Here is a 22,642-nt window from a genome sequence, read left to right on the forward strand (position 1 = left end):
AGGCAGCCTTGCAGCTATCACGTTACCTTTAAAACAAGATTGAAATGCTCTTGCCAGGTCGGGACCCTGCCAGCGTTCCCCATCGCCACCGTCTGCCGCGGTTTTTCCGTCTGTGATAATTCAAGTATCTTGTTCCGCCAAGAATACATATCGCCCACATCGGCGTAAACGGGATTGTTTCCAAGGATTTCGCGGTAGACCGGCAGAGGATTCGCGATCACCGGGGTTCCCAGCGCATGGGCCTCGGCGGGGGGCAGCCCGAAACCTTCGGCAAAACTCGGCATCAGAAGCCCGCGCGCGCCCTGGACCAGCGCCGAGACGGCACCATCGGACAGGCCGTTCCATTCATGCACATGCCGCCCGACCAGCGGCGAGGTGTCGAGCCAGGCGAAGACGTCCCCGTTCATCCAGCCACGGCGCCCCACGACATGCAGGTCGGGGATTTGCTCGGGTGGCAGGGTGCGGGCGAAATCCTCCCAGATATCGAACAGCAGCCGGTGGTTCTTGCGCGGCTCGATCGTGCCGAGCGCCACGAAACACGGTTTCGACAGGTCGATGCCCTCGGGCAGTTCGCGCGAGTTCGGCTCCGTGACCTCGACCCCGAGCAATGCGGCGATCCCCGGCGGAACCCGGCCCAGGCCCGCCATCCAGCGTTCAGCCACGATCTGCGTCTGGCGCGAGTTGTAGATCACCAGATCGGCCCGGCGCGCGACGATGGCAAGGCGGTCGGTGAAATCCGCCGATCCCGGGCTGGAATACTCCGGGTAATCCAGTGGGATGGTGTCGTGAATCAGCACGCTTGAACGGCCGCCGGGGACCATGCCCATCATCTCGAAGCCGCCCGACAAGAGGTTGGAATGCCCGACATTGATCCAGGCTGTGCCCGCTGGCAGGTGCCGCGCCAGGTGCAGGGGCGGGCGATTGCGCCTTGTGTGTGCGATCGCCAGGCGGGCAAGGTCGGAAAATGCGGCCCGCTTCACGCGCGGTTGTTTGCGAAACAGATAGGAGGCCAGATCGGGCTTGCCCCAGTCGACCCGACCGAACAGCCGATCCGCAAGGGCCTGCGTGCCGTCCTGATCCAGCAGAAAGGTGCCGCGTCCGGTGGTGATCAGGCTGAAGAGCGGATCGGGCAGCGTCAGGAGGTGTCGGAGATAAGCGGCCTCGACACGGTCGACCCCGGACCAGCCCCGCGCAACCCGAGAAACGAGCCGCGTCAGGTCCAGCAACCGCGCCGCCGGCGGCCCGTCGATCGGGGTTGGTTGGGTCATCGTCCGGCGCCTATTGCGCCGCGTTCGGCACCGACATCAGCTCTCCGAGGTAGGCCAACAGCTCACCTCGAAGGTCGTCGCGCGCCAGCCCGAATGCCACGGTCGCCTGCAAAAAACCGGCCTTGGAGCCGCAATCGAACCGCTGACCACGGAAGCGATAGCCGTAGACGTCACGACCGGCGGTGATTTCCTCGGCGATGGCATCGGTCAACTGAATCTCGCCACCCGCCCCGCTCTTGATCCGGTTCAGGTTGCCCAGCACCTTCGGCGACAGGATATAGCGGCCGATGACGGCAAGGTTCGAGGGTGCCGTGCCCTCGGCCGGTTTTTCGACCATGCCCTTCACCCGCACCTGTGCGCCCATGTCCTCGTCGATATCGAGCACGCCGTAGGACGATGCTTTCTCCGGCGGCACCTCCATCGCGGCGACCATGCTGCCGCCGGTTTCCTGGTAGGCTTCCACCATCTGTTGCAGACAGGGCGTTTCCGCCGCGATCACGTCGTCGGGCAGGATCACCGCGAAGGGTTCGTTGCCGATCAGCCGGCGCGCGCACCAGACCGCATGGCCGAGGCCCAGCGCCTTGTGCTGGCGGATATAGGCGATGGCACCGGATTCCATGTTGGTCTGCTTGAGCACCGACAGAAGCTCGTCCTTGCCGGAACGTTTCAGGCTGGTTTCCAGAACCGGGTTGATATCGAAGTAATCCTCCAGCGCGCCCTTGCCGCGTGAGGTGACAAAGATGAATTCCCTGATTCCCGCCGCGCGTGCCTCGTCGATCGCGTACTGGATGAGCGGCCGGTCGACCAGTGTCATGATTTCCTTGGGAATGGACTTGGTGGCCGGCAGGAACCGGGTGCCCAGCCCGGCCACGGGAAAGATCGCCTTGGTCACTCTTCGCTTCATGTCACTTCAATCCCTCCCAACGCGTCTCAACTTCTACCCCGGCGAGTGTCACGATACAGTAAACGAGACAAGATATCATTTCGTTACGGGTCGTTCGTAGCACATTGGCGCAGCTTTGCCACACGCGCCCATTCGCCCCGGACCCGTTCGGCGAACCGCGCCGTGCGGAACCTCGGGCCGCTGCGTTCCGTGCGTCCGAACAGGCCGCCGGTCTGCTCCCACCACCCGCCTTCGACGAACCGCACGCGATGCGCGCGCGGCGTCGGGCCGAAGCGAAACACCGTGACGATATCTCCGGCTGCGACCAGGCGCGTCGCTTCCTGCTTTAGCGCCCGGCGATGCCGGTGACGGCCAGAGATATGGCGCGACCGGCCGGAGAGGGACGCGGTGAACCGAAGGAACGGGACTGTCGGCGCCCCGATCGGGGCCAGCGTTGCGATCGCGCGGGACATGCCCGCGTCGATGCCGGCCTCGAGACTCGCCAGCAGCCGCCGCACGTCGCGCGGTTCGAGCCGGCCGTCGATCATGTAGGCCAACAGGCTCTTGCGCCGCTCGCCCCTGAGGGCGGCAAGCGCGGACGGGTGGTCGGTGTCCGGCGCATGTTTTCGCAGGAACACCGCCGTCGATGCGCCGATCTCCGTCAGATCCTTCGGCGCGCGGTCATGGCCACGCCGGGCCGACGCGGCATAGCCGTGATGCACCTGCGCCAGCGGCACGAGCACGGTATCGCCGCGCCCGTCGGCAAGGCGCATGTTCAGGTCCGTTTCATCCAGGTAGAACCGAAAGGCAGGGTCAAACCCGCCGATCCCGGCCAGCGTGTCGCGGCGAAAGGCGCTGTTGGTGCCCTCGGTCATCACCGCCTGCCCCGACGCGGCCTTGGGCGTGAACGGGTCGGTGTCCACATGGGGCAGCGCGATCCTGCCCCCGGTTCGCGTCGCCAGATGTCCGCGCCACTGAAAGCTGATGCCGTTGCGTCCGAGGACGTAGCCGCCGGTCGCGATCACCTCGGGGGCATCGAACGGCGCGGCCAGGTGGGTCAGCCAGGTGGGTTCGGGCACCGCGTCGTCGTCGATGAAGGCGACGATACTGCCTGCCGCAGCCGCGATCCCAAAGTTGCGGGCGGCGGAGATGTTGGCCTCGTCGAACCGGATGAGCTTGACGCGCTCTGCCCATCCCATCGCCGCGACGGCCTCGCACCCGGTGCGGTCGGCCACCACCACGATCTCGAAATCGGGATAACAGAGTTGGCCGACACCGGTCAGGCAACGGCGCAGCAGGTCCGGGCGCTCCCGGCTGACCACGATGACCGAGACGGTTTGCACGCTCATTTCCCGCATTTTGCCTTTGTCAGAGACACTTTTTCGTCTCTCCCTATGCGCCCAGCAGCTTCACCCCGGGCGCGTAGGCGATGAAGAAAGGGTTTTCAAAACCGGGCTTGCCGTAGCTCAGAGGGCTGTGGTCGTCGAACCGCACCACCGTGCCGCCGGCCCCGGCCAGGACCGCGTGACCGGCTGCCGTGTCCCATTCCATCGTGCGGCCGAGCCGCGGATAGAGGTCGGCCTCGCCGGTGGCGACCAGGCAGAATTTCAGGCTCGACCCCGCGCTGGTCATGTCGCGCACTGCATATTTGCCGATGTAGTCGTCGGTGGCCTGGTCGCGGTGCGACTTGGACGCGACCACCATAAGGGCCGAATTGTCCGGTTCAGACACTGATATCGGGCGTGTCGGACCTGCGGCACCCCTGTCGAACGGCCCGTCCTCTTCAACCGAGACGCCTGCCGAGTCCGTATAGAACATCCGCCCGCGCGCCGGGGCATAGACCACGCCGCGCACCGGGATGCCGTTCTCGACAAAGGCGATGTTGACGGTGAAATCGCCGCGGCGCTTGACGAATTCCTTGGTGCCGTCCAGCGGGTCGACGATCAGAAAGGTCTCGGCGCGGGCGCTGTGGCTGTCGGCCTGTTCCTCGGTCACCAGCGTCACGTCTGGAAACGCCGCCCGCAGCCCGGCCGAGATCAGCGCATCGGCGGCCTCGTCGGCGGCGGTCACGGGGCTGTCGTCGGACTTGGTGCGCACCTCGAAATCGTCGGCGTCATAGATCGCCATGATCGCATCGCCCGCTTCGAGCGCCAATCGTCGCATTTCCACCGCAAGCCTGTCGTAATCCACACTGATTCTCCTGTTACCTGCCGCATGGCTGATTATTGAAAACACCACCTGTCCCTTTTATGGTCGCCGCGTAAGGGATCGGCAAGAAATCCCTGTAAAAAGGGCAGCGAGGTCAAAAGGCGCACGGATGTTTGAGGTTCGCAAGGAACAAGGCAAGCTGTCGCAGACGGTATCGCTGCTCGAGGTGATCTATCACGCGACGGTGCGCAGCGTCCGGCGCACCCATCACAACGCGCTGGTCGGCCTGTTCATCAACATGCTGCAAACGATGATCCTGGTCGCGGTGTTCTACGTGATGTTCGCGGTGCTGGGCCTGCGCGGCGCGGCGCTCAGGGGCGATTTCCTGGTCTATATCATGACCGGCATCTTCCTTTACCTCACCCAGACCAAGACCATGGGGCGGTGGTCAGCTCCGAAGGCCCGGCCTCGCCGATGATGCACCACGCACCGATGACGACCTTCATCGCCATCACCTCGGCGGCGCTGGGCGCGCTCTATATCCAGGTGCTGTCGGTGGCGACGGTTCTCTATATCTACCACATCGCCTTTACCCCGGTGCATATCGACCACATGGCCGGCGCGTTCGCGATGCTGCTTCTGGCGTGGCTGTCGGGTGTCGGGGTCGGTCTGATCTTTCTGGCGATCAAGCCGTGGTTCCCGCAGGTCGCCAGTGTCGGCTCGACCATCTATGCCCGCGCCAACATGATCGCGTCGGGCAAGATGTTCGTGGCCAATACGCTGCCCTTCAACCTGCTGGCCCTGTTCAGCTGGAACCCGCTGTTTCACATCATCGACCAGGCGCGCGGCTTTGCCTTCATCAACTACAACCCGCATTATTCGAACTGGGAATATCCGCTGATCGTTGCCATCGTGCTGATCATGCTCGGCTTCATGGGTGAGGCCTATACCCGAAAACACGTGTCTCTGAGTTGGGGTGCCCGACGATGAAAACCCTGTTGGCGCTGATCCTGCTGGTGTTGCCGTTCGGCGCAATGGCGCAGCCCTATCCGGCGCTGCACGATGTCACCGGGGTGGCGGGCGACGATGTGCTCAACATCCGCGCCGGCCCCTCGGCCTCGACCGAGATCATCGGCACCTTCGGCCCGTTCCAGCGCAACATCGAAGTGGTCGCGCTGAACTCCGCCGGCACCTGGGGGCTGGTGAACACCGCCGAAGGCAGCGGCTGGGCCTCGATGCGCTTTCTCGCGCGCCAGCCCGGGCAGGCGTGGGGCGATATGCCGGACGCGCTGGAGTGCGGCGGGACCGAGCCGTTCTGGAGCCTGTCGATCCGGGCCGATGGCACCGTGCGGCTGGACCGGATGGGCGAGGTTGATTTCTACATCACCCGCGCCCGCATTCCGGCCTCGGGCCGGCCCGACCGTTTCGCGATCCGGGCCGACAGCGGTGGCGGAGAGATCACCCCGATCATCGCCTATGCCGCCTGCTCTGACGGCATGTCGGATCGGACCTACGGGCTGACGGTGGATTTCCTGCACCGGACAGCGACGGGCGAGACGCTCTATTCCGGCTGTTGCAGTCTCGCACCCTAATCCACCACCCGCAGCGTCAGGTTGATCCGCCCGCCATCGCGCAGCAACGTGGATGAGCCAAAGCGGATGCGATCGACCCCGTGATAGGCCAGCCGGGCCGCACCGCCCAGCACCACGACATCGCCGGACTGCAGCCAGACCGATTGCGTCTTGTCGCGCCGCGTGGTGCCGCCGATGCGAAACAGCCCCTCGTCGCCCAGGCTGATCGACACGACGGGCCAGGAAAAATCCGCCTCGTCCCGGTCCTGGTGCAGCCCCATCCGCGCGCCCTCGCCGTAGAAGTTGACCAGACAGCATTCCGGCCCGCGCGCCGCCGCTGTGACCCGCCGCCAGACCGCCAGCGCACCTTGCGGGATCGGCGGCCAGTCCGCGCCCGAGGGGTGCCGGTCGGCATAGCGGTAGCCGGTGCGGTCGGAATACCAGCCATAGCGCCCGGCCGAGGTCATGCGCACCGACATCGGCTTGCCATAGGGCGTGTCGGGCGAGAACAGCGGCGCCGCGCGGACCACCGCGCGCACTTCGCCCAGCAGCGCCTCCTGCGCCGCGCGGTCGAGAAGGCCGCGATACACGGCCGCGCCGCCCACCCACAGGTCAGGTGTCGCAGGCTGTTTCTCGTCACCCATGGCCGAAACCCCCAATACGACTCGTTTTTTTGCCCACAACGCCGGTTTCGGGCGCTTGCAGGGGTGATTTGCCCTCCTTATATACGCCCAGACGCCGGAGCGGGACCAACGCTGCGGCCAAGAAAATCGGGATCGGGCACGGGTGCTTTCGAAGGCCCAAGCCCCAAACATCGCCAAGAGAGGATTTTGAGCATGGCCAAAGTCATCGGTATCGACCTGGGAACTACCAACTCCTGTGTCGCCATCATGGACGGCTCGCAACCGCGGGTCATCGAGAACTCGGAAGGCGCGCGCACGACGCCTTCGGTCGTCGCCTTCAAGGACGACGAGCGTCTGGTCGGTCAGCCCGCCAAGCGGCAGGCCGTCACCAACCCCACCAACACCATTTCCGCCGTCAAACGCCTGATCGGTCGCCGCTTTGGCGATCCGGCGGTCGAGAAGGACACCAAGCTGGTGTCGTATTCCATCGTCAAGGGCGGCAACGGCGACGCCTGGGTCGAGGCGGCGGGCGAGAAGTATTCGCCGTCGCAGATCTCGGCCTTCATCCTTCAGAAAATGAAGGAAACCGCGGAAAGCTACCTCGGTGAAAAGGTCGAACAGGCCGTCATCACCGTGCCCGCCTATTTCAACGACGCCCAGCGCCAGGCCACCAAGGACGCCGGCAAGATCGCCGGTCTTGAAGTGCTGCGCATCATCAACGAACCGACGGCAGCGGCGCTGGCCTATGGTCTCGACAAGAAAGAGACCAAGACGATCGCGGTCTATGACCTCGGCGGCGGCACCTTCGACATCACCATCCTCGAGATCGACGATGGCCTGTTCGAAGTGAAGTCGACCAACGGTGACACCTTCCTGGGTGGCGAAGACTTCGACATGCGTCTGGTCAACTACCTGGCCGACGAGTTCAAGAAAGAGAACAACGTCGACCTGACCAAGGACAAGATGGCGCTGCAGCGGCTCAAGGAAGCCGCCGAGAAAGCCAAGATCGAGCTGTCGTCCTCGTCGCAGACCGAGATCAACCAGCCCTTCATCTCGATGGGGTCGGACGGTCAGCCGCTGCACCTGGTGATGAAGCTGACCCGCGCCAAGCTGGAAAGCCTGGTCGGCGACCTGATCAAGAACTCGCTCAAGCCCTGCCAGGCTGCGCTGAAGGATGCCGGCCTTGCCAAGGACGACATCGACGAGGTGATCCTGGTCGGCGGCATGACGCGGATGCCGAAGGTGATCGAGGAGGTCACCAAGTTCTTCGGCAAAGAGCCGCACAAGGGCGTGAACCCCGACGAGGTCGTGGCGATGGGTGCCGCGATTCAGGCCGGCGTGCTGCAAGGCGACGTCAAGGACGTGGTCCTGCTCGACGTGACCCCGCTGTCGCTGGGCATCGAGACGTTGGGCGGTGTGTTCACCCGTCTGATCGACCGCAACACCACCATCCCGACCAAGAAGAGCCAGATCTTCTCGACCGCCGAGGACAACCAGAACGCGGTGACCATCCGGGTCTTCCAGGGTGAGCGCGAGATGGCCGCCGACAACAAGATGTTGGGCCAGTTCAACCTCGAGGACATCCCGCCGGCCCCGCGCGGCATGCCGCAGATCGAAGTGACCTTCGACATCGACGCCAACGGCATCGTGTCGGTCGGTGCCAAGGACAAGGGCACCAACAAGGAACAGAAGATCACGATCCAGGCGTCGGGCGGTCTGTCGGACGAGGACATCGAGCGCATGGTGAAAGAGGCCGAGGAAAACGCCGATGCCGACAAGAAGCGCAAGGAGCTGGTCGAGGCCCGCAACCACGCCGAGAGCCTGATCCATTCGACCGAGAAGTCGATGGAAGAACATGCCGACAAGGTCGACCCGACCACGATCGAGGCAATCGAACTCGCGATTGCCGCACTCAAGGACGAAGTCGAGAAAGACGACGCGGACAAGATCAAGTCGGGCATCCAGAACGTGACCGAAGCGGCCATGAAACTGGGCGAGGCGATCTACAAGTCGCAGCAGGACGCTGAATCCGGCGAAGCACCGGAGGCGGACGAAGCGCCGCGCGGTGTGGACGACGATATCGTCGATGCCGATTTCGAAGACCTCGACGACGACAAGCGGTCGTAAGTAAGACCTGAGCGAGCTTGCGACCGGCCCGGCAGATATGACCGGGCCGGTCCTCGCGTTCCGGAGGGGAACCAAGACCAATGTCCAAGCGTGACTATTACGAGGTTCTGGGCGTCAAGAAGGGCGCGTCCGCGGATGAGATCAAGAAGGGCTATCGCAAGAAAGCCAAGGAGCTTCACCCGGACCGCAATGCCGACAATCCCGAGGCCGAGGCGCAGTTCAAGGAAGCGAACGAGGCCTATGATGTCCTGAAGGACGCCGACAAGAAGGCCGCCTATGACCGCTTCGGCCACGCTGCGTTCGAGGGTGGCATGGGCGGTGGCCCGCGCCCCGGCGGCTTCCAGGGCCAGGGCGATTTCGCCAGTGCGTTCTCGGATGTGTTCGACGACCTGTTCGGCGATTTCATGGGCGGCGGACGCGGCGGCGGGCGCCAGCGCGCAACCCGCGGCTCCGACCTGCGCTACAACCTTCGGGTAACGCTGGAAGAGGCCTACAGCGGCCTGCAAAAGACCATCAACGTTCCGACCTCGGTGACCTGCGAGGAGTGCAGCGGCTCGGGGGCCGAAAGCGGCGCCGAGCCGACCACCTGCCCGACCTGCTCCGGCATGGGCAAGGTGCGCGCGCAGCAGGGCTTTTTCACCGTCGAACGCACCTGCCCGACCTGTCACGGCATGGGCCAGATGATCAAGAACCCGTGCAAGGCCTGCCACGGCGCGGGCCGGGTCGAGAAGGAACGCGCGCTGTCGGTGAACATCCCGGCGGGGGTCGAGACCGGCACCCGCATCCGGCTGGCCGGTGAAGGCGAAGCCGGGATGCGCGGCGGCCCGGCGGGCGATCTCTATATCTTCATCAATGTCGCCGACCACGCGATCTTCGAGCGTGACGGGGTCAGCCTGCACTGTCGTGTGCCGGTGTCGATGACCGCGGCCGCGATGGGCGGCGACATCGAAGTGCCGACGATCGACGGCGGTCGCTCGCGGGTGAAAATCCCTGCCGGCAGCCAGTCGGGCCGGCAGATGCGCCTGCGCGGCAAGGGCATGCCTGCGCTGCGCGGCGGCGGTTATGGCGACATGTATATCGAGCTTGCGGTGGAAACCCCGGTCAATCTGACCTCCAAGCAGAAAGAGCTGCTGCGCGAATTCGAGGGGCTGTCGGCCGAGAACAACCCGGAAAGCTCGGGCTTTTTCTCGAAGGTCAAGCATTTCTGGGACGGGATGAAGGGCTGAAATCGCGCCAGCGTGCGGTCGGTTAACCGATAATTCACCTGGCTCGGCGACACTTCAGCCATGTCGCATCACGCCCATCAGCTTTCCGAAGCCCCGCTTCCGCTGTTCGCCACCGGCACGCCGGCGTCTGCCGGCGCGGTGCCAGGCCGCCTGCCCTCCTACCTGCGCGATCATCGCAAACGTCTGCGCGCGCGGTTTCTCGAGGGCGGCGCGGCGGCAATGCCGGATTACGAACTGCTCGAACTGGTGCTGTTCCGCGCGATCCCGCGTCAGGATGTCAAACCGTTGGCGCGCCGGCTGCTGGACCGATTCGGGGATTTCAACGGTGCCGTCTCGGCCCCGTCCGAACGCCTGCGCCAGATCGAGGGCGTCGGCGATGCGGTGGTGCTGGAACTCAAGCTGGTCGAGGCGGCGGCGCACCGGCTGTCGCGCGCCCGGGTGATGCAGCGGGATGCGATATCATCCTGGGACGCGCTCCTGACCTATTGCCAGACCACCATGGCGCACCGCGATACCGAGCAGTTCCGCATCCTGTTTCTCGACCGCAAGAACATCCTGATCGCGGACGAGGAACAGGCGCGCGGCACCGTCGACCACGTGCCGGTCTATCCGCGCGAGGTGGCGAAACGCGCGCTCGATCTGAACGCCTCGGCCCTGATCCTGGTGCATAACCACCCGTCCGGCGACCCGACGCCGTCGCAGGACGACATCGCGATGACCGCGCGGGTGCAGGCGGCGCTGACGCCGCTGGAAATCGTGCTGCACGACCACCTTGTGATCGGACGCGGGCGCGAGGTCAGCTTTCGTGCCGAGGGTCTGTTATGAGGCAAAATGCCCGTATCAGAGCCTATTTCACCCAGATCTCGACCCGGCGGTTCACGTGCCGGCCCCAGGCCGTGTCGTCGCAGGCCATCGGCAGGGCCTCGCCGAACGCGTCGGCCGATATCGTGACCGCCTGCGGGTCGAAGGCCTCGGTCTCGGCCAGCACCGCGTCGCGGACCGCCTCGGCCCGGCGCCGGGCCAGCCGCAGGTTCTGGCCCGCGTCGCCCTTGCCGTCACTGAACCCGACGAAGCTGATCCTGCGCCCGTCGAACCGGCCCGCTTCCAGCGCCGAGGCCAGCAGCGTGACGTTCGAGCGCGATGGCGCGTCCAGCGCCGCCGACCCGCCGCGGAACCGAAACGTCAGGGTCAACCGCTCGGTCTGCGACATCAGGGCGACCATCCGTTGCAATTCGTCCAGCCCGATCTCGTCGCCCGCGGCGCGGATCGCGTTGGCAAGCCGTTGGCCCTGCACGTCGATCGGCACCTCGTCGAGCGCCTGATCGACGAACCCCGCCCGCCGGATCACCAGTTGCGCACTGTCGGACCGCAGGTAGCCAAGGAAATCACGCGCCAGTTTCGGCAGGCGCCGGGCCGGCAGATACAGATACATCGGCACGGTCAGCGGATAATCCCCGGCCTTGGCAGCACCCCGGCTGGCCACCACCTCGAAGCCGCATGACCCGCTCAGCGTCACGATCTCGCTCATTCCTCGCCGCTCAAAGCCGGTGATCCCGATACCGAAGGGATCCCGCGCTACCGCATCGGCGATGGCACGGTCGGTGCTCAGGCGGACCGCCCGCGGCGCGAGGGATGCGTCAGCCAGCGCAAGCCCGGCGAAGGCCCGGCCCAACCCGTATTCCGGATCGCGGGCATAGATCGTGATCGGCGCATCCTCGCCGCCCAATTCGGACCAGCGGGTGATCTGACCGGAAAACACCGCGCGCAAATCTTGCATCGACATGCGCCTGACGGGGTTTCCGCCCGACACCACCGGCACCAACGCATCCAGCGCGATCACCCGCGATTGCCGCGCACCGGCCAGATCGCCAAGCCCCGCATCCTGCGCGAGGCTGCGTTCGACCGCGGTGACTTCGCGCAGCGACAGGACCATGTCGGTTTCCTCGCCAAGCAAGTCGGCAAAGCCCTCGTCGGAGCTGGTCAGGCGGATGGTGATCCGCGCCGCTGGCTGCGCGCCGCTCGAATCATAGAGTGTGTAGAGTGTGCCAATGCCGGCAAGGTCTTCGCGGCCGAGCGCGTAGCCGGAATAGAGCGCGAATCCCTCGACCAGCGACGGCACCAGAACCTCGCCCATCGACTGCGCGCCCGACAGGGTGAATTCAGCAACATAAGCGCCGAGGTTCGGGCAGGCCGGCCCTTCGCAATTCACGCCCGAGCCATCCACCGTGAGGATGCCGAACCGGGTGTCGACCCGGTAGAACTCGCCATCATAGCCCAGAAGCGTGCCGGTGATCTCGACCTCGCCATCGCGCGAGGTCAGGGTCACGTCATCGGAACGGGCGGGCAGGATCGCCAGAATCAGGAAAAGTGCGGCGAGAACCGCCGCACCTGGATTTCGCATGTGATGCCCCGCGAACCGCGCCTCAGTTGCCGGCGATTTTCAGGTCTTGCGGCAGGTTTTTCAACACCAGATATTCGCCCACGGCGTCGCACCCCGGCACCGACATCGAGAGGTCCGAGACGGTCGGCGCGCGGCCCGGGTTGGCGTGCAGGATGCTGCCGGCGATGCGGGTGCCACAGGTGGTCTCTCCAACCTGCGCCTCGATCGACACGTCGGGGGCTTCGCCGTTGCGCATCAGGCTGACGGGGAACGTGTAGACATCGGTAGCGTAGCCATTGGCCGAGCTTCCCAGCGCCGACACGAACCCGCCCAGCCCTGAGACAGCGTTGTCCGGTGTCGACGGAGTTTCGGCCCAGATGTGCCCGGCCTCACCATAGAAGGCGCCGTTCTCCAGCGCGTGCAGTTGCAGGCCGGTGCCGCCCTGCCAGACCAGCGCGAGGCGTTCGTATTCGGCCAGGTCGGGAACCGTGGCGGTCACGGTTTTCCGGGCGCCGTCCTCGAAGGTGACGACGAAATTCGCGGCGTCCATCATGGCCGGGGCCAGGATCACCAGGCCACCCTCGGGGTCGAGCTGTTCCGAGAATTTCAGACCGGCATGGTCGAACTCGACGGTTTCGCCGGAGTTGCAGGGCGCGGTGAGCGACAGGAAGACCAGCGCGCCGGGCCGAGGGTCGGCGGACAATTCGATGTCGCAGGCCGAGGCGAGCGATTCGGGCTCCGCCGGTTCGGGCAGCGGCGCAAGCTCTTGCGGGCTGTCGACGGCGGCGAGGGTGATCGGTGCGGTCACGACCGGTTCGGGCGCAGGCACGGGCAGCGACTGTGGCACTGCCATGGTGCGCAGGCTGTTGTCGCTTGCCGCCCGCGCCACTTCGACCAGCGGGAATTCGGGCGCAGGGTCAACCAGCGCCGGTGCTTGCGCGATGGCCGGTTCGATCATGTCGACCGGCGCGGGCGGTGCCGTGTCCGGTGAGACGAAATCGGTTGGGTCCGGCACGGTGAGCGCCACGGCTTCGGGTGCGTTCCAGGGCGCTTCCCCGGTCGGCACGACCATTGCGGTCATTGCAGGTTCAGCCACCCGGTCCGGTGCGATGGCTGGCGGCGTTGCCGGGGCCATCGCGGTTTTCGGTTCGGGCGTGTTGCCGCGCTGCATGAAATGCCCGGCGGCACCAGCGATCAACAAAGCCGCCGCGGCTGTATAGACGCGCTTGCGGTCGACCCCGGCCATTTTTTCCGAGAGCTTGCCAAACATGGCCATCTCCTTCCAATCCTCTGCCGTGCAGTCTCGTCCTGCAATAGGCCGAAGGAATGAACAGAAGGTGACTTTTTGCGGTTTTGTTGCTGGATCAGCGCCAACGAAATTCGCTGGCGCCATAGGAGGTTAGGCCGGTGCCGTCACATCATGGCCATGATCGGGCCATGGTGCGGGCCGGTCCGCGCCCCGTTCAGAACGCGCCGTGGCAGTGCTTGAACTTCTTGCCCGACCCGCAGGGGCAGGGTTCGTTGCGCCCCGGATTGCCCCAGGTCGCGGGGTCGTTTTCATCGAAGCCGGCGCGCGGCGTGCCGCTGGGCGGTTGATCCTTGCCGGTGATCGCCAGGGCGGCAAGGCGCTGCTGTTCGGCCTGCGCTTTCTGTTGTTCGAGCATCTGCTGCATCATCGCCTCTTGCTCTTCCTTGGTCATCGGGCGGACCTGCGACAGTTTCTGGGTCACGTCCTCGCGCAGGGAATCGAGCATCCCCTCGAACAGTTGGAAGGCTTCGGTCTTGTATTCGTTCAGCGGATCGCGCTGGGCATAGCCGCGGAAGCCCACGACCGAGCGCAGGTGCTCCAGCGTCAGAAGGTGTTCGCGCCACTTGGCGTCGATGGTCTGAAGCAGGATCTGCTTTTCGATCGAGCGCATGGTTTCGGCGCCGAAGCCCTCGGTCTTCTCGGCCATCGCGGCATCGCTCGCCTCGACCAGACGTTCGCGGATGACGTCGTCGTCAACGCCTTCCTCGGCGGCCCAGTCCTTGACCGGCACGTCGATGTTGAGCTTGGCGCGCACCTCGTCGTGCAAGCCCTGGGTGTCCCATTGGTCGGCATAGCTTTTCGGCGGCATGTAGTGGTCGACCAGATCGTCGATCACCTGGTGGCGCATGTCTTCGGCGACATCCGAAAGGTCGGCGTTCTTCATGATGTCGAGGCGCTGGCTGAACACCACCTTGCGCTGGTCGTTCATCACGTCATCGAACTTGAGCAACTGCTTGCGGATATCGAAGTTGCGCGCCTCGACCTTGGCCTGTGCGCGCTCAAGGCTCTTGTTCACCCAGGGGTGCACGATGGCCTCGCCGTCCTTCATGCCCAGGGACGACAGCACCTTGTCGAGCCGCTCGGACCCGAAGATGCGCATCAGGTCGTCTTCGAGCGACAGGAAAAACGCCGAGCGTCCCGGGTCGCCCTGGCGGCCGGAGCGGCCGCGCAACTGATTGTCGATCCGGCGGCTTTCGTGGCGTTCGGTGGCCAGCACAAAGAGGCCGCCGGCCTCTTTGACCTTTTGTTCTTCCTCGGCGTGTTCGGCCTCGATCCGGGCGCGCACCTCGTCGGGGTTGGCCTCGGGGTCGGCCTCGAGCGCCTCCATCACCTTCATCTCGACGTTGCCGCCCAGTTTGATGTCGGTGCCGCGTCCGGCCATGTTGGTTGCGATGGTCACCGCGCCCAGCTTGCCGGCCTCGGCCACGATCTGCGCCTCTTTCTCGTGCTGGCGCGCGTTCAGCACGTTGTGCGGAACCCCGGCCTCGGTCAGGAGTTGCGACAGAAACTCGGATTTCTCGATCGAGGTGGTGCCGACCAGCGCCGGCTGGCCCTTGGCATGGGCCTTTTTGATTTCCTCGACGATGGCGTCGTATTTCTCTTTCGCGGTGCGATAGACGGCATCGTGCTCGTCGACGCGGGCAATCGGCTCGTTGGTGGGCACTTCGACCACGCCGAGGCCGTAGATGTCGGCAAATTCCTCGGCCTCGGTCAGCGCCGTGCCGGTCATGCCGGCCAGCTTGTCGTAGAGGCGGAAGTAGTTCTGGAAGGTCACGCTGGCGAGCGTCACGTTCTCGGGCTGGATCTGGCAGCCCTCCTTGGCCTCGATCGCCTGGTGCAGACCCTCGGACAGACGCCGCCCAGCCATCATGCGGCCGGTGAACTCGTCGATCAGCACGACCTCGCCATCGCGCACGATATAGTCCTTGTCGCGCTGGAACAGCTTGTGGGCGCGCAGGCCCTGGTTGACGTGGTGCACGATGGTGGTCGATTCCGGGTCATAGAGCGTCTGGCCCTCGGGCAGGATGCCGGCCTCGTGCAGCTTCTGTTCCAGGAACTCGTTGCCTTCCTCGGTGAAGGTCACGTTGCGGGTCTTTTCCTCGAGCGTGAAATGCTCGTCTTTCAACTCGGGGATCACCTTGTCGATGGTGATGTAAAGCTCGGAGCGGTCCTGCGACGGACCGGAGATGATCAGGGGCGTGCGCGCCTCGTCGATCAGGATCGAGTCGACCTCGTCGACGATCGCGAAGAAATGATCGCGCTGATACATCTGGCTCAGCTCGGATTTCATGTTGTCGCGCAGGTAGTCGAAGCCCAGTTCGTTGTTGGTGGCATAGGTGATGTCGGCCTGGTAGGCGGCCTGCTTTTCCTGGTCCGGCTGCTGCGGATAGATCACGCCGGTGGTCATGCCCAGCGCGGAATAGACCTTGCCCATCCATTCGGCGTCCCGCCTGGCGAGGTAGTCGTTCACGGTGACGATATGCACGCCCTTGCCGGTCAGCGCGTTGAGGTAGGCCGGAAATGTCGCCACCAGCGTCTTGCCCTCGCCGGTCTTCATCTCGGCGATGTTGCCCTCGTGCAGAAAGATGCCGCCCATGAGCTGCACGTCAAAGGCGCGCAGGCCCAGAGCACGGCGCGCGGCCTCGCGGCAGTTGGCGAAGGCTTCCGGCAGGATATCGTCGAGCTTTTCGCCTTCGGCGACCCGCTTTCGGAATTCGTCGGTCTTGGCGATCAGCCCGGCGTCGTCCAACGCCTGGAAATCCGCTTCCAGCGCATTGATCTTTTCGACTGTGGGGCGGGTGGCCTTGATCTTGCGGTCGTTCGGGGTGCCAAAGACTTTCTTGGCGAGGTTTCCGATACCCAGCATGTTCTCTCCGCCCGTAAGGGTCTCTCAGTGACGTGATTGCGCGGGGTGCTTGCTCGTCCCGGCCCGTCCCCATATCAAGGGCAGGAGACCCGGCCCCGGGAACCCTTGCGATGTAAGGGTCGGGGCCGGAATAGTCAACGACGCCGGAGCCAGAACGGACCCCCGGCTGAAGCAAAGGAATTCACATGACGCCGATGGCAAAACATACGTCCTTTATCGTGGGTGCGGCACTGTCGCTTGGCCTGGCTCTGCCGGCCCTGGCGCAGGACGCCGAAGCCGAAGCACCGGCCACCGAGACCGCCACGATGGACGTTACCGCCGAGACGGTCGTGGCCACGGTAAACGGCGAGGAAATCACGCTGGGCCACCTGATGGCGGCGCGTTTGGCCCTGCCGCAGCAATACCAGGCGCTGCCCAACGAGGTGCTGCTGCCCGGGCTGGTCGAACAGCTTATCCAGCAGACGGTTCTGAGCCAGGCCACCGCCGAAGTCAGCGCGCGCGGCCAGATCCAGATCGACAACGAGATCCGCGCCGTCAAGGCGACCGAGACGCTGGGCGATATCCTTGCCGGCGCAGTCGACGAGGACAAGGTCCAGGCGCTCTATGCCGAGAACTACGTCGATGCCGAACCGTCGGTGGAGTGGAACGCGTCGCATATCCTGGTCGAGACCGAGGAAGAGGCCGCGGCCCTGATCGAGGAATTGAACGACGGAGCCGATTTCGCGGCGCTCGCGCGCGAGCATTCCACCGGCCCCAGCGGTGCCGAGGGCGGCGCGCTGGACTGGTTCGGGCCGGGCATGATGGTCGAACCGTTCGAGGTTGCGGTGACGGACATGGAGGTCGGCGAGGTGGCCGGTCCGCTCCAGACCCAGTTCGGCTGGCACGTGGTCAAGCTGAACGACACCCGCGAGGCGCCGGTGCCCGAGCTTGAGGCGGTGCGCGGCGAGATCATCGAGGCGCTGGAGAACGAAGCGGTCGAGGCGGCACTGGCCGAGATGCTCGAAGGGGCCGAGGTCGAGCGGATCGAGCTTGACAAGATCGACCCGGCGGTGCTCAGCGATCCGTCGATGTTCGAGTAACCGGGGACCAGAGGGCGGCGCATGGGCAAGACGGAAAAGATCGCCAAGCTGAAGAAGAAGCTGGCGAAGGTCACGGCGGAGCTTGAGGCCGCCCGCAGCCACACCCACAAGGTCGCGCCGCTGGCGCCGCCGGGCGGGTTCCCTGCGCTGCCCCGGATCGACGGCGTGCGCTTTGCCGCCGTGTCCGCCGGGGTGCGCTACCCGGGACGCACAGATGTGATGCTGGCGCTGCTCGATCCGGGCACTTCGGTCGCCGGGGTGTTCACCCGTTCGGCCACGCGCTCGGCCCCGGTGCTGGATTGCCAGGAAAAGATCGGCGGCGATGCCTCGGGCGGCGCCGCGATCATCGTGAACTCGGGCAACTCCAACGCCTTTACCGGGGCCAGCGGGCAAAAGGCCGTGGCCGCGATCACCGCCGAGGTTGCACGCGTCACCGGGGTGCCACAGGCGCGGGTGTTCTCGTCCTCGACCGGGGTGATCGGTGAACCGCTGCCGTTTGAGCGGATCACCGCGAAACTCGACGAGTTGAACGCCGCCCTGTCGCCCGATGGCATTGCCGGAGCGGCGCGGGCGATCATGACCACCGACACCTTCCCCAAGGGGGCGGGGGCCGAGGTGATGATCGACGGTGCGCCGGTGCGCATCGCGGGTATCGCCAAGGGGTCCGGCATGATCGCGCCGGACATGGCGACGATGCTGGTCTACATCTTTACCGACGCAAAGATCGCGAAGGCCGAGTTGCAGGCGATGCTGGGCGATCTGACCGACCGGACCTTCAACAACATCACTGTGGACAGCGACACCTCGACCTCGGACACGCTGCTTTTGGCGGCGACCGGGGCTTCGGGGGTTTCGGTGGACGGAAATGCGGCGTTCCGCGACGCGCTGCATGGTGTGATGCTGGATCTTGCGCACCAGGTGGTGCGCGATGGCGAGGGGGCGACCAAGTTCGTCGAGGTGCGGGTCAGCGGGGCCGCCTCGGATGCCGACGCACGCACCCATGCGATGGCCATCGCCAACTCACCGCTGGTCAAGACCGCGATCGCGGGCGAGGACCCGAACTGGGGCCGCATCGTGATGGCGATCGGCAAGTCGGGCGCGGCGGCGGATCGTGACCGGCTGACGATCCGGTTCGGCGACATTCTGGTTGCCGAAAACGGCTGGGTTTCGCCCGATTACCGCGAAGAGCTTGGCGCGGGCTACATGAAGAACGCCGAGCTTGTGATCGCGGTCGATCTTGGCCTCGGCGACGGGACCGCCACGGTGTGGACCTGCGATCTGACCCACGGCTATATCCAGATCAACGCGGACTATCGGTCTTGAACATCGTTCTGGTCAGCGCGGTCGCGCTTATCGACCTCGACGGCCGGGTGCTGCTGGCGCAGCGCCCCGAAGGCAAGCCGATGGCGGGGCTTTGGGAGTTTCCCGGCGGCAAGGTCGAGGACGGCGAAACGCCGGAAGCCGCGCTGATTCGCGAGTTGCAGGAAGAGCTTGGCATCGACACCCATGCCTCCTGCCTCGCACCATTGGCCTTTGCGAGCCACAGTTACGACGATTTCCACCTTCTGATGCCGCTCTTTGCCTGCCGCCGCTGGAAGGGCAACGTCACGCCGCTGGAAGGGCAAAAGCTGGCCTGGGTCAGGGCGAAAGACCTTCGTAACTACCCGATGCCGCCCGCGGATGAGCCGATCGTGCCGATCCTGCGCGACTGGTTGTGACGTGCCGACGTCAAAATTCTCTTTCCATATTGGCCCCGTATCGTGCAAAATGAGGCACCATTCGGGGGAATAGGTCTAATGGTTAGAACAATCACACTGGGAAGCTGCGTGTCGGTTCAGGGGATTTTCGTGCGCGATCTCGCGGACGGGCGCATCGTCGTGCGCGTCGGGGGCCGGGAGTTTACCGGCTGGCCCATTGCCTCTGCCAAGGCCGCCTGAGCGCGACGACCAGGCGCTGAACAGGAAAACGGCGGGCGCCCGGAAGCGCCCGCCGTTTTTTTTGTGCCTGACGATCAGTCGAGCGTGCGCTCGACCTCTTCGCGTTCGAAAATCTCGATCACGTCGCCGGGGCGGATATCGTCGTAGTTTTCGAAGGCCATGCCACATTCCTGGCCGGACTGAACCTCTTTCACTTCGTCCTTGAAGCGTTTGAGGGTTTTCAACGTGCCTTCGTGGATCACCACGTTGTCACGCAACAGGCGCACACCGGCGGAACGGCGCGCGATGCCCTCGGTCACCAGGCAGCCGGCAACCTTGCCGACACCGGAAACCTTGAAGACTTCCTTGATCTCGGCATAGCCGATGAAGTTCTCGCGCACCTCGGCCGAGAGCAGGCCGGACGCCGCCGCTTTCACATCGTCCACAAGGTCGTAGATGATGCTGTAGTAGCGGATTTCCACACCCTTCTGGTTGGCGCTGTTGCGCGCGGGGGCGTTGGCGCGGACGTTGAAGCCGATGATCGGGGCGTTCGACGCTTCGGCCAGGCCGACATCGGTTTCGGTGATCGCACCGACGCCGTAGTGAAGCACCCGCACGCGGACCTCTTCGTTGCCGATCTTTTCCATCGCCTGAACAATGGCCTCGGCAGAGCCCTGCACGTCGGCCTTGACCAGGATCGGCAGTTCCTTGACGTCCTCGCTGGCCTTGGCCTGCGCCAGAAGCTGTTCGAGCGACGTGCCGGCGCCGACCGCGGCGCGTTTTTCCTTGGCGGCGTGGGCACGGTAGGCACCGATCTCACGCGCCTGCGCCTCGGTATCGACCACGTTCAGAACGTCGCCCGCCTCGGGCGTGCCGTTCAGGCCGAGCACCTCGACCGGGACCGATGGGCCGGCCTCGGTGACGCGCTCGCCACGGTCGTTTTCCATGGCGCGGACCTTGCCCCACTGTTCGCCCACGACAAAGATGTCGCCCTGGCGAAGGGTGCCCGTTTGCACCAGAACCGTCGCGACCGGGCCGCGCCCGACATCGAGCTGGGCTTCGATGACCGCGCCTTGGGCGGCGCGTTTCGGGTTGGCCTTGAGTTCGAGAATCTCGGACTGAAGCGCGATCGCCTCGAGCAGTTCCGGAATGCCCTGGCCGGTGGCGGCCGAAACCTCGACGTCCTGCACGTCGCCGGACAACCCTTCGACGATCACCTCGTGCTGCAGCAGTTCGGTGCGCACCTTGTCGGGGTCCGCCTCGTGCTTGTCACACTTGTTGATCGCCACGATCATCGGCACTTTTGCCGCCTTGGCGTGGTTGATCGCCTCGATGGTCTGCGGCATCACCGAATCGTCGGCGGCCACGACCAGCACCACGATGTCCGTCACCTGTGCCCCGCGCGAACGCATCGAGGTAAAGGCGGCGTGGCCGGGCGTGTCGAGGAAGGTCAGGGCCTGGCCGGAATCGGTTGTCACCTGGTAGGCGCCGATATGCTGCGTGATCCCGCCCGCTTCGCCGGCGGTCACCTTGGCCTTGCGGATCGCGTCCAGCAGCGAGGTCTTGCCGTGGTCGACGTGGCCCATGACGGTGATGACCGGTGGGCGCGGCTCAAGGTCTTCTTCCTTGTCCTCGATCTGTTCGATGACCTGTTCGACATCGGAATCGGACACGCGCAGCATGCGGTGGCCGAATTCCTCGACGATCAGTTCGGCGGTATCGGCGTCGATGGACTGGTTCTGGGTGACCATCATATCCATCTTCATCAATGCCTTGACCACGTCCGCGACACGTTCGGCCATGCGGTTGGCCAGTTCCTGCACCACGATGGTTTCCGGCACGCGCACGTCACGGATGATCTTTTCGCGCGGTTCGGAGCCGCCCATCGCCTTCTGGCGCAGGCGTTCCTGCTTGCGCTTCATCGCGGCCATCGAACGTTGCCGGCCACCTTCGCCACCGCGCAGGGCCTGGTTGACGGTCAGCTTGCCGGTCCGACGCGAGTCGTCGCGCGTGGCCTTGCCGCGGACCGGGCGGGTGGTTTCGGGCACGCGTTCGCGATCGGGCTTGCGCGGGCCATCGGGTTTGCCGGCGCGCGCTTCGGCGGCCTGCGCCGCGGCCGGATCGACCACGGGTTCGGGCTTGCCACGGGCCTTGGCCTTTTCGGCCTCACGCTGCCTGCGCTCGTCCTCCTCGGCCTTCTTGCGGGCTTTCTCTTCGCGCTCGCGTTCTTCGCGTTCCTTGTCCTCCGCCTCACGGCGGCGGCGGTCACGCTCTTCTTCGCGTGCCTTTTCTTCCTCTTCGCGCTGCTTGGCTTCCTCGGCCTCATTGGCCTTGGCCGCGGCAAGCGCCTTCATCCGGCGCTCAAGCTCCGCATCAGAAATGCCCGCGGGCCGTTTCTTGGGGTCGCCGGCAACGGGTTTCTTGCTGCCGGCAGCGGGTGCGGCAGCAGCGCCGGGCTTGGGCACGACAACGCGCTTGCGCTTCGTTTCCACAACCACGTTCTTGGTCCGGCCGTGGCTGAAGCTTTGCTTCACCTGACCGGGGCGCGATCCGCCGCGCAGACCAAGGGGCTTTTTGCCGTCAGTATCGTTCATTCGTTTTCGTACCTTTCCGGTGGGCGGTCCCACCGTCAATTTCGCGCAAGCCTTGAAGCTTTGCGGCTTCCTCTACAACACGTTGCGTGAGTCCACCACCCGCGAGCGCGCCATGTATCACATTTTCCCGTCCGAAAGCCAAACCCAATTCGTGAGCGCTCAAACACCCAATGAATCGGCCTTTTCCGGGCGGTGGGCGAAGTTTCGTCTTGCCCCTTGCCGACCCGTCCGAGGCCTGGATCAGAACCTCCGCCTGTTCTGTCGCCAACCAGCCCTTGACCTTCTCATAGCCGGCCACGGCACGCCCCGCCTTGCGCGCCAGCGAGATCAGTTCAACCGTCCGGTCCACCAGCCCTTTTTCGACCATGGCCACCAGGTCCGACGGCAGGTTCACCGGCTGGCGCGCCGCCCGGGCGAACAGGTTTTTCGCCACCGCACGCTCCAGCGCGGCGCGGTCGGCGCTGACCCAGATGCCGCGCCCGGGCAGCTTGCCCAGAAGGTCGGCGACGATCATGTCGCCGGGACCGACCACGAACCGGATCAGACGGGCGGGCGGCAGAACCTCGCCGGTTGCGATGCAGCGCCGTTCCGGGCCGCCCGTCCGGTCTCTGGATTTGCCCTCGCGCGTCATCCGCCGCCCCCGAGGCCTGGA

At 65.2% G+C, this 22,642-nt stretch carries 18 protein-coding genes and 1 pseudogene; 9 read left to right on the forward strand and 10 right to left on the reverse strand.

Features of this window, described 5'->3' with window-relative positions; all coding sequences use genetic code 11:
• Positions 1–17: 17 nt before the first annotated feature.
• The 4 genes from FVF75_RS15655 to cysQ form a co-directional block, all read right to left on the reverse strand.
• Positions 18–1,268 (reverse strand): glycosyltransferase family 4 protein, encoded by a 1,251-nt coding sequence (locus FVF75_RS15655; RefSeq protein WP_148379707.1) that lies wholly within the window; start codon positions 1,266–1,268, stop codon positions 18–20.
• Between the two features lie 10 nt (positions 1,269–1,278).
• Positions 1,279–2,172: a UTP--glucose-1-phosphate uridylyltransferase GalU gene (gene galU / locus FVF75_RS15660; protein WP_148379709.1), complete on the reverse strand. Its 894-nt coding sequence runs from the start codon at positions 2,170–2,172 to the stop codon at positions 1,279–1,281.
• 83 nt (positions 2,173–2,255) lie between these two features.
• Positions 2,256–3,500 (reverse strand): glycosyltransferase family 2 protein, encoded by a 1,245-nt coding sequence (locus tag FVF75_RS15665; protein WP_148379711.1) that lies wholly within the window; start codon positions 3,498–3,500, stop codon positions 2,256–2,258.
• A 43-nt stretch (positions 3,501–3,543) separates the two neighbouring features.
• Positions 3,544–4,341 carry a 3'(2'),5'-bisphosphate nucleotidase CysQ gene (gene cysQ / locus FVF75_RS15670; protein WP_148379713.1) on the reverse strand — a complete coding sequence of 266 codons (798 nt, stop codon included), beginning with the start codon at positions 4,339–4,341 and terminating at the stop codon, positions 3,544–3,546.
• Positions 4,342–4,468: 127 nt separating this feature from the next.
• Here cysQ and FVF75_RS15675 point away from each other — a divergent pair.
• Together FVF75_RS15675 and FVF75_RS15680 are read left to right on the forward strand one after the other, a co-directional pair.
• A pseudogene (locus tag FVF75_RS15675) lies at positions 4,469–5,289 on the forward strand (ABC transporter permease).
• A complete protein-coding gene (locus FVF75_RS15680) occupies positions 5,286–5,891 on the forward strand; it encodes a COG3650 family protein (RefSeq protein ID WP_148379715.1) in 606 nt (201 codons plus the stop codon). The pseudogene FVF75_RS15675 and the gene FVF75_RS15680 overlap by 4 nt, the downstream one beginning before the upstream one ends.
• Here FVF75_RS15680 and FVF75_RS15685 read toward each other — a convergent pair.
• Positions 5,888–6,514, reverse strand: coding sequence for an alpha-ketoglutarate-dependent dioxygenase AlkB family protein (locus tag FVF75_RS15685; protein ID WP_148379717.1), 627 nt, complete (start codon positions 6,512–6,514; stop codon positions 5,888–5,890). The genes FVF75_RS15680 and FVF75_RS15685 overlap by 4 nt on opposite strands.
• A 192-nt stretch (positions 6,515–6,706) precedes the next feature.
• On the opposite strand from FVF75_RS15685, the gene dnaK reads away from it, so the two are divergent.
• From dnaK to radC, 3 genes are all read left to right on the forward strand, one after another.
• The gene (gene dnaK, locus FVF75_RS15690; RefSeq protein ID WP_148379719.1) at positions 6,707–8,620 is read left to right on the forward strand and encodes a molecular chaperone DnaK; all 1,914 of its coding nucleotides are present in this window, start codon (positions 6,707–6,709) and stop codon (positions 8,618–8,620) included.
• 80 nt (positions 8,621–8,700) lie between these two features.
• Positions 8,701–9,846 (forward strand): molecular chaperone DnaJ, encoded by a 1,146-nt coding sequence (gene dnaJ, locus FVF75_RS15695; protein WP_148379721.1) that lies wholly within the window; start codon positions 8,701–8,703, stop codon positions 9,844–9,846.
• A gap of 60 nt (positions 9,847–9,906) precedes the next feature.
• Positions 9,907–10,671 (forward strand): RadC family protein, encoded by a 765-nt coding sequence (gene radC, locus FVF75_RS15700; protein WP_148379723.1) that lies wholly within the window; start codon positions 9,907–9,909, stop codon positions 10,669–10,671.
• Between the two features lie 22 nt (positions 10,672–10,693).
• On the opposite strand, the gene FVF75_RS15705 is transcribed toward radC, so the two are convergent.
• From FVF75_RS15705 to secA, 3 genes are all read right to left on the reverse strand, one after another.
• Complete coding sequence (locus FVF75_RS15705) at positions 10,694–12,247, reverse strand: phosphate ABC transporter substrate-binding/OmpA family protein (RefSeq protein ID WP_148379725.1); 1,554 nt, start codon at positions 12,245–12,247, stop codon at positions 10,694–10,696.
• Between the two features lie 22 nt (positions 12,248–12,269).
• Positions 12,270–13,496 carry a hypothetical protein gene (locus tag FVF75_RS15710; RefSeq protein WP_148379727.1) on the reverse strand — a complete coding sequence of 409 codons (1,227 nt, stop codon included), beginning with the start codon at positions 13,494–13,496 and terminating at the stop codon, positions 12,270–12,272.
• 193 nt (positions 13,497–13,689) lie between these two features.
• Entirely contained in the window at positions 13,690–16,401 is a 2,712-nt protein-coding gene (gene secA, locus FVF75_RS15715; protein WP_148379728.1) for a preprotein translocase subunit SecA, read from the reverse strand.
• Between the two features lie 194 nt (positions 16,402–16,595).
• On the opposite strand from secA, the gene FVF75_RS15720 reads away from it, so the two are divergent.
• The 4 genes from FVF75_RS15720 (at position 16,596) to FVF75_RS17620 (ending at position 19,417) form a co-directional block, all read left to right on the forward strand.
• On the forward strand, positions 16,596–17,480 hold the full coding sequence (locus FVF75_RS15720) for a peptidylprolyl isomerase (RefSeq protein ID WP_148379730.1): 885 nt from the start codon (positions 16,596–16,598) through the stop codon (positions 17,478–17,480).
• Positions 17,481–17,501: 21 nt separating this feature from the next.
• Positions 17,502–18,803 (forward strand): bifunctional glutamate N-acetyltransferase/amino-acid acetyltransferase ArgJ, encoded by a 1,302-nt coding sequence (gene argJ, locus FVF75_RS15725; protein WP_148379731.1) that lies wholly within the window; start codon positions 17,502–17,504, stop codon positions 18,801–18,803.
• The gene (locus tag FVF75_RS15730; RefSeq protein WP_148379733.1) at positions 18,800–19,198 is read left to right on the forward strand and encodes a (deoxy)nucleoside triphosphate pyrophosphohydrolase; all 399 of its coding nucleotides are present in this window, start codon (positions 18,800–18,802) and stop codon (positions 19,196–19,198) included. Before argJ ends, FVF75_RS15730 begins: the two co-directional genes overlap by 4 nt.
• Before the next feature lie 78 nt (positions 19,199–19,276).
• A complete protein-coding gene (locus FVF75_RS17620) occupies positions 19,277–19,417 on the forward strand; it encodes a hypothetical protein (protein ID WP_166128882.1) in 141 nt (46 codons plus the stop codon).
• A gap of 74 nt (positions 19,418–19,491) precedes the next feature.
• On the opposite strand, the gene infB is transcribed toward FVF75_RS17620, so the two are convergent.
• Both infB and FVF75_RS15740 read right to left on the reverse strand, forming a co-directional pair.
• Positions 19,492–21,990 carry a translation initiation factor IF-2 gene (gene infB, locus FVF75_RS15735; protein WP_148379735.1) on the reverse strand — a complete coding sequence of 833 codons (2,499 nt, stop codon included), beginning with the start codon at positions 21,988–21,990 and terminating at the stop codon, positions 19,492–19,494.
• Positions 21,977–22,621, reverse strand: a complete 645-nt coding sequence (locus tag FVF75_RS15740; RefSeq protein WP_148379738.1) for an RNA-binding protein — start codon at positions 22,619–22,621, stop codon at positions 21,977–21,979. The genes infB and FVF75_RS15740 overlap by 14 nt, the downstream gene beginning before the upstream one ends.
• Positions 22,622–22,642: the final 21 nt, after the last annotated feature.

It is taken from the genome of Maritimibacter fusiformis, assembly GCF_008086115.1.
In the GTDB taxonomy this organism is placed as follows: Bacteria; Pseudomonadota; Alphaproteobacteria; order Rhodobacterales; family Rhodobacteraceae; genus Muriiphilus; species Muriiphilus fusiformis.

Excerpts from the sequence above, each read along its gene's own strand:
- FVF75_RS15710 (WP_148379727.1), bottom strand. The coding sequence starts at position 13,496 with ATGTTTGGCAAGCTCTCGGAAAAAATGGCCGGGGTCGACCGCAAGCGC.
- FVF75_RS15685 (WP_148379717.1), bottom strand. The coding sequence starts at position 6,514 with ATGGGTGACGAGAAACAGCCTGCGACACCTGACCTGTGGGTGGGCGGC.
- FVF75_RS15665 (WP_148379711.1), bottom strand. The coding sequence starts at position 3,500 with ATGAGCGTGCAAACCGTCTCGGTCATCGTGGTCAGCCGGGAGCGCCCG.
- infB (WP_148379735.1), bottom strand. The coding sequence starts at position 21,990 with ATGAACGATACTGACGGCAAAAAGCCCCTTGGTCTGCGCGGCGGATCG.
- FVF75_RS17620 (WP_166128882.1), top strand. The coding sequence starts at position 19,277 with ATGGTTAGAACAATCACACTGGGAAGCTGCGTGTCGGTTCAGGGGATT.
- FVF75_RS15680 (WP_148379715.1), top strand. The coding sequence starts at position 5,286 with ATGAAAACCCTGTTGGCGCTGATCCTGCTGGTGTTGCCGTTCGGCGCA.
- dnaK (WP_148379719.1), top strand. The coding sequence starts at position 6,707 with ATGGCCAAAGTCATCGGTATCGACCTGGGAACTACCAACTCCTGTGTC.
- galU (WP_148379709.1), bottom strand. The coding sequence starts at position 2,172 with ATGAAGCGAAGAGTGACCAAGGCGATCTTTCCCGTGGCCGGGCTGGGC.
- radC (WP_148379723.1), top strand. The coding sequence starts at position 9,907 with ATGTCGCATCACGCCCATCAGCTTTCCGAAGCCCCGCTTCCGCTGTTC.
- dnaJ (WP_148379721.1), top strand. The coding sequence starts at position 8,701 with ATGTCCAAGCGTGACTATTACGAGGTTCTGGGCGTCAAGAAGGGCGCG.
- FVF75_RS15720 (WP_148379730.1), top strand. The coding sequence starts at position 16,596 with ATGGCAAAACATACGTCCTTTATCGTGGGTGCGGCACTGTCGCTTGGC.
- FVF75_RS15655 (WP_148379707.1), bottom strand. The coding sequence starts at position 1,268 with ATGACCCAACCAACCCCGATCGACGGGCCGCCGGCGGCGCGGTTGCTG.
- argJ (WP_148379731.1), top strand. The coding sequence starts at position 17,502 with ATGGGCAAGACGGAAAAGATCGCCAAGCTGAAGAAGAAGCTGGCGAAG.
- secA (WP_148379728.1), bottom strand. The coding sequence starts at position 16,401 with ATGCTGGGTATCGGAAACCTCGCCAAGAAAGTCTTTGGCACCCCGAAC.
- FVF75_RS15740 (WP_148379738.1), bottom strand. The coding sequence starts at position 22,621 with ATGACGCGCGAGGGCAAATCCAGAGACCGGACGGGCGGCCCGGAACGG.
- FVF75_RS15705 (WP_148379725.1), bottom strand. The coding sequence starts at position 12,247 with ATGCGAAATCCAGGTGCGGCGGTTCTCGCCGCACTTTTCCTGATTCTG.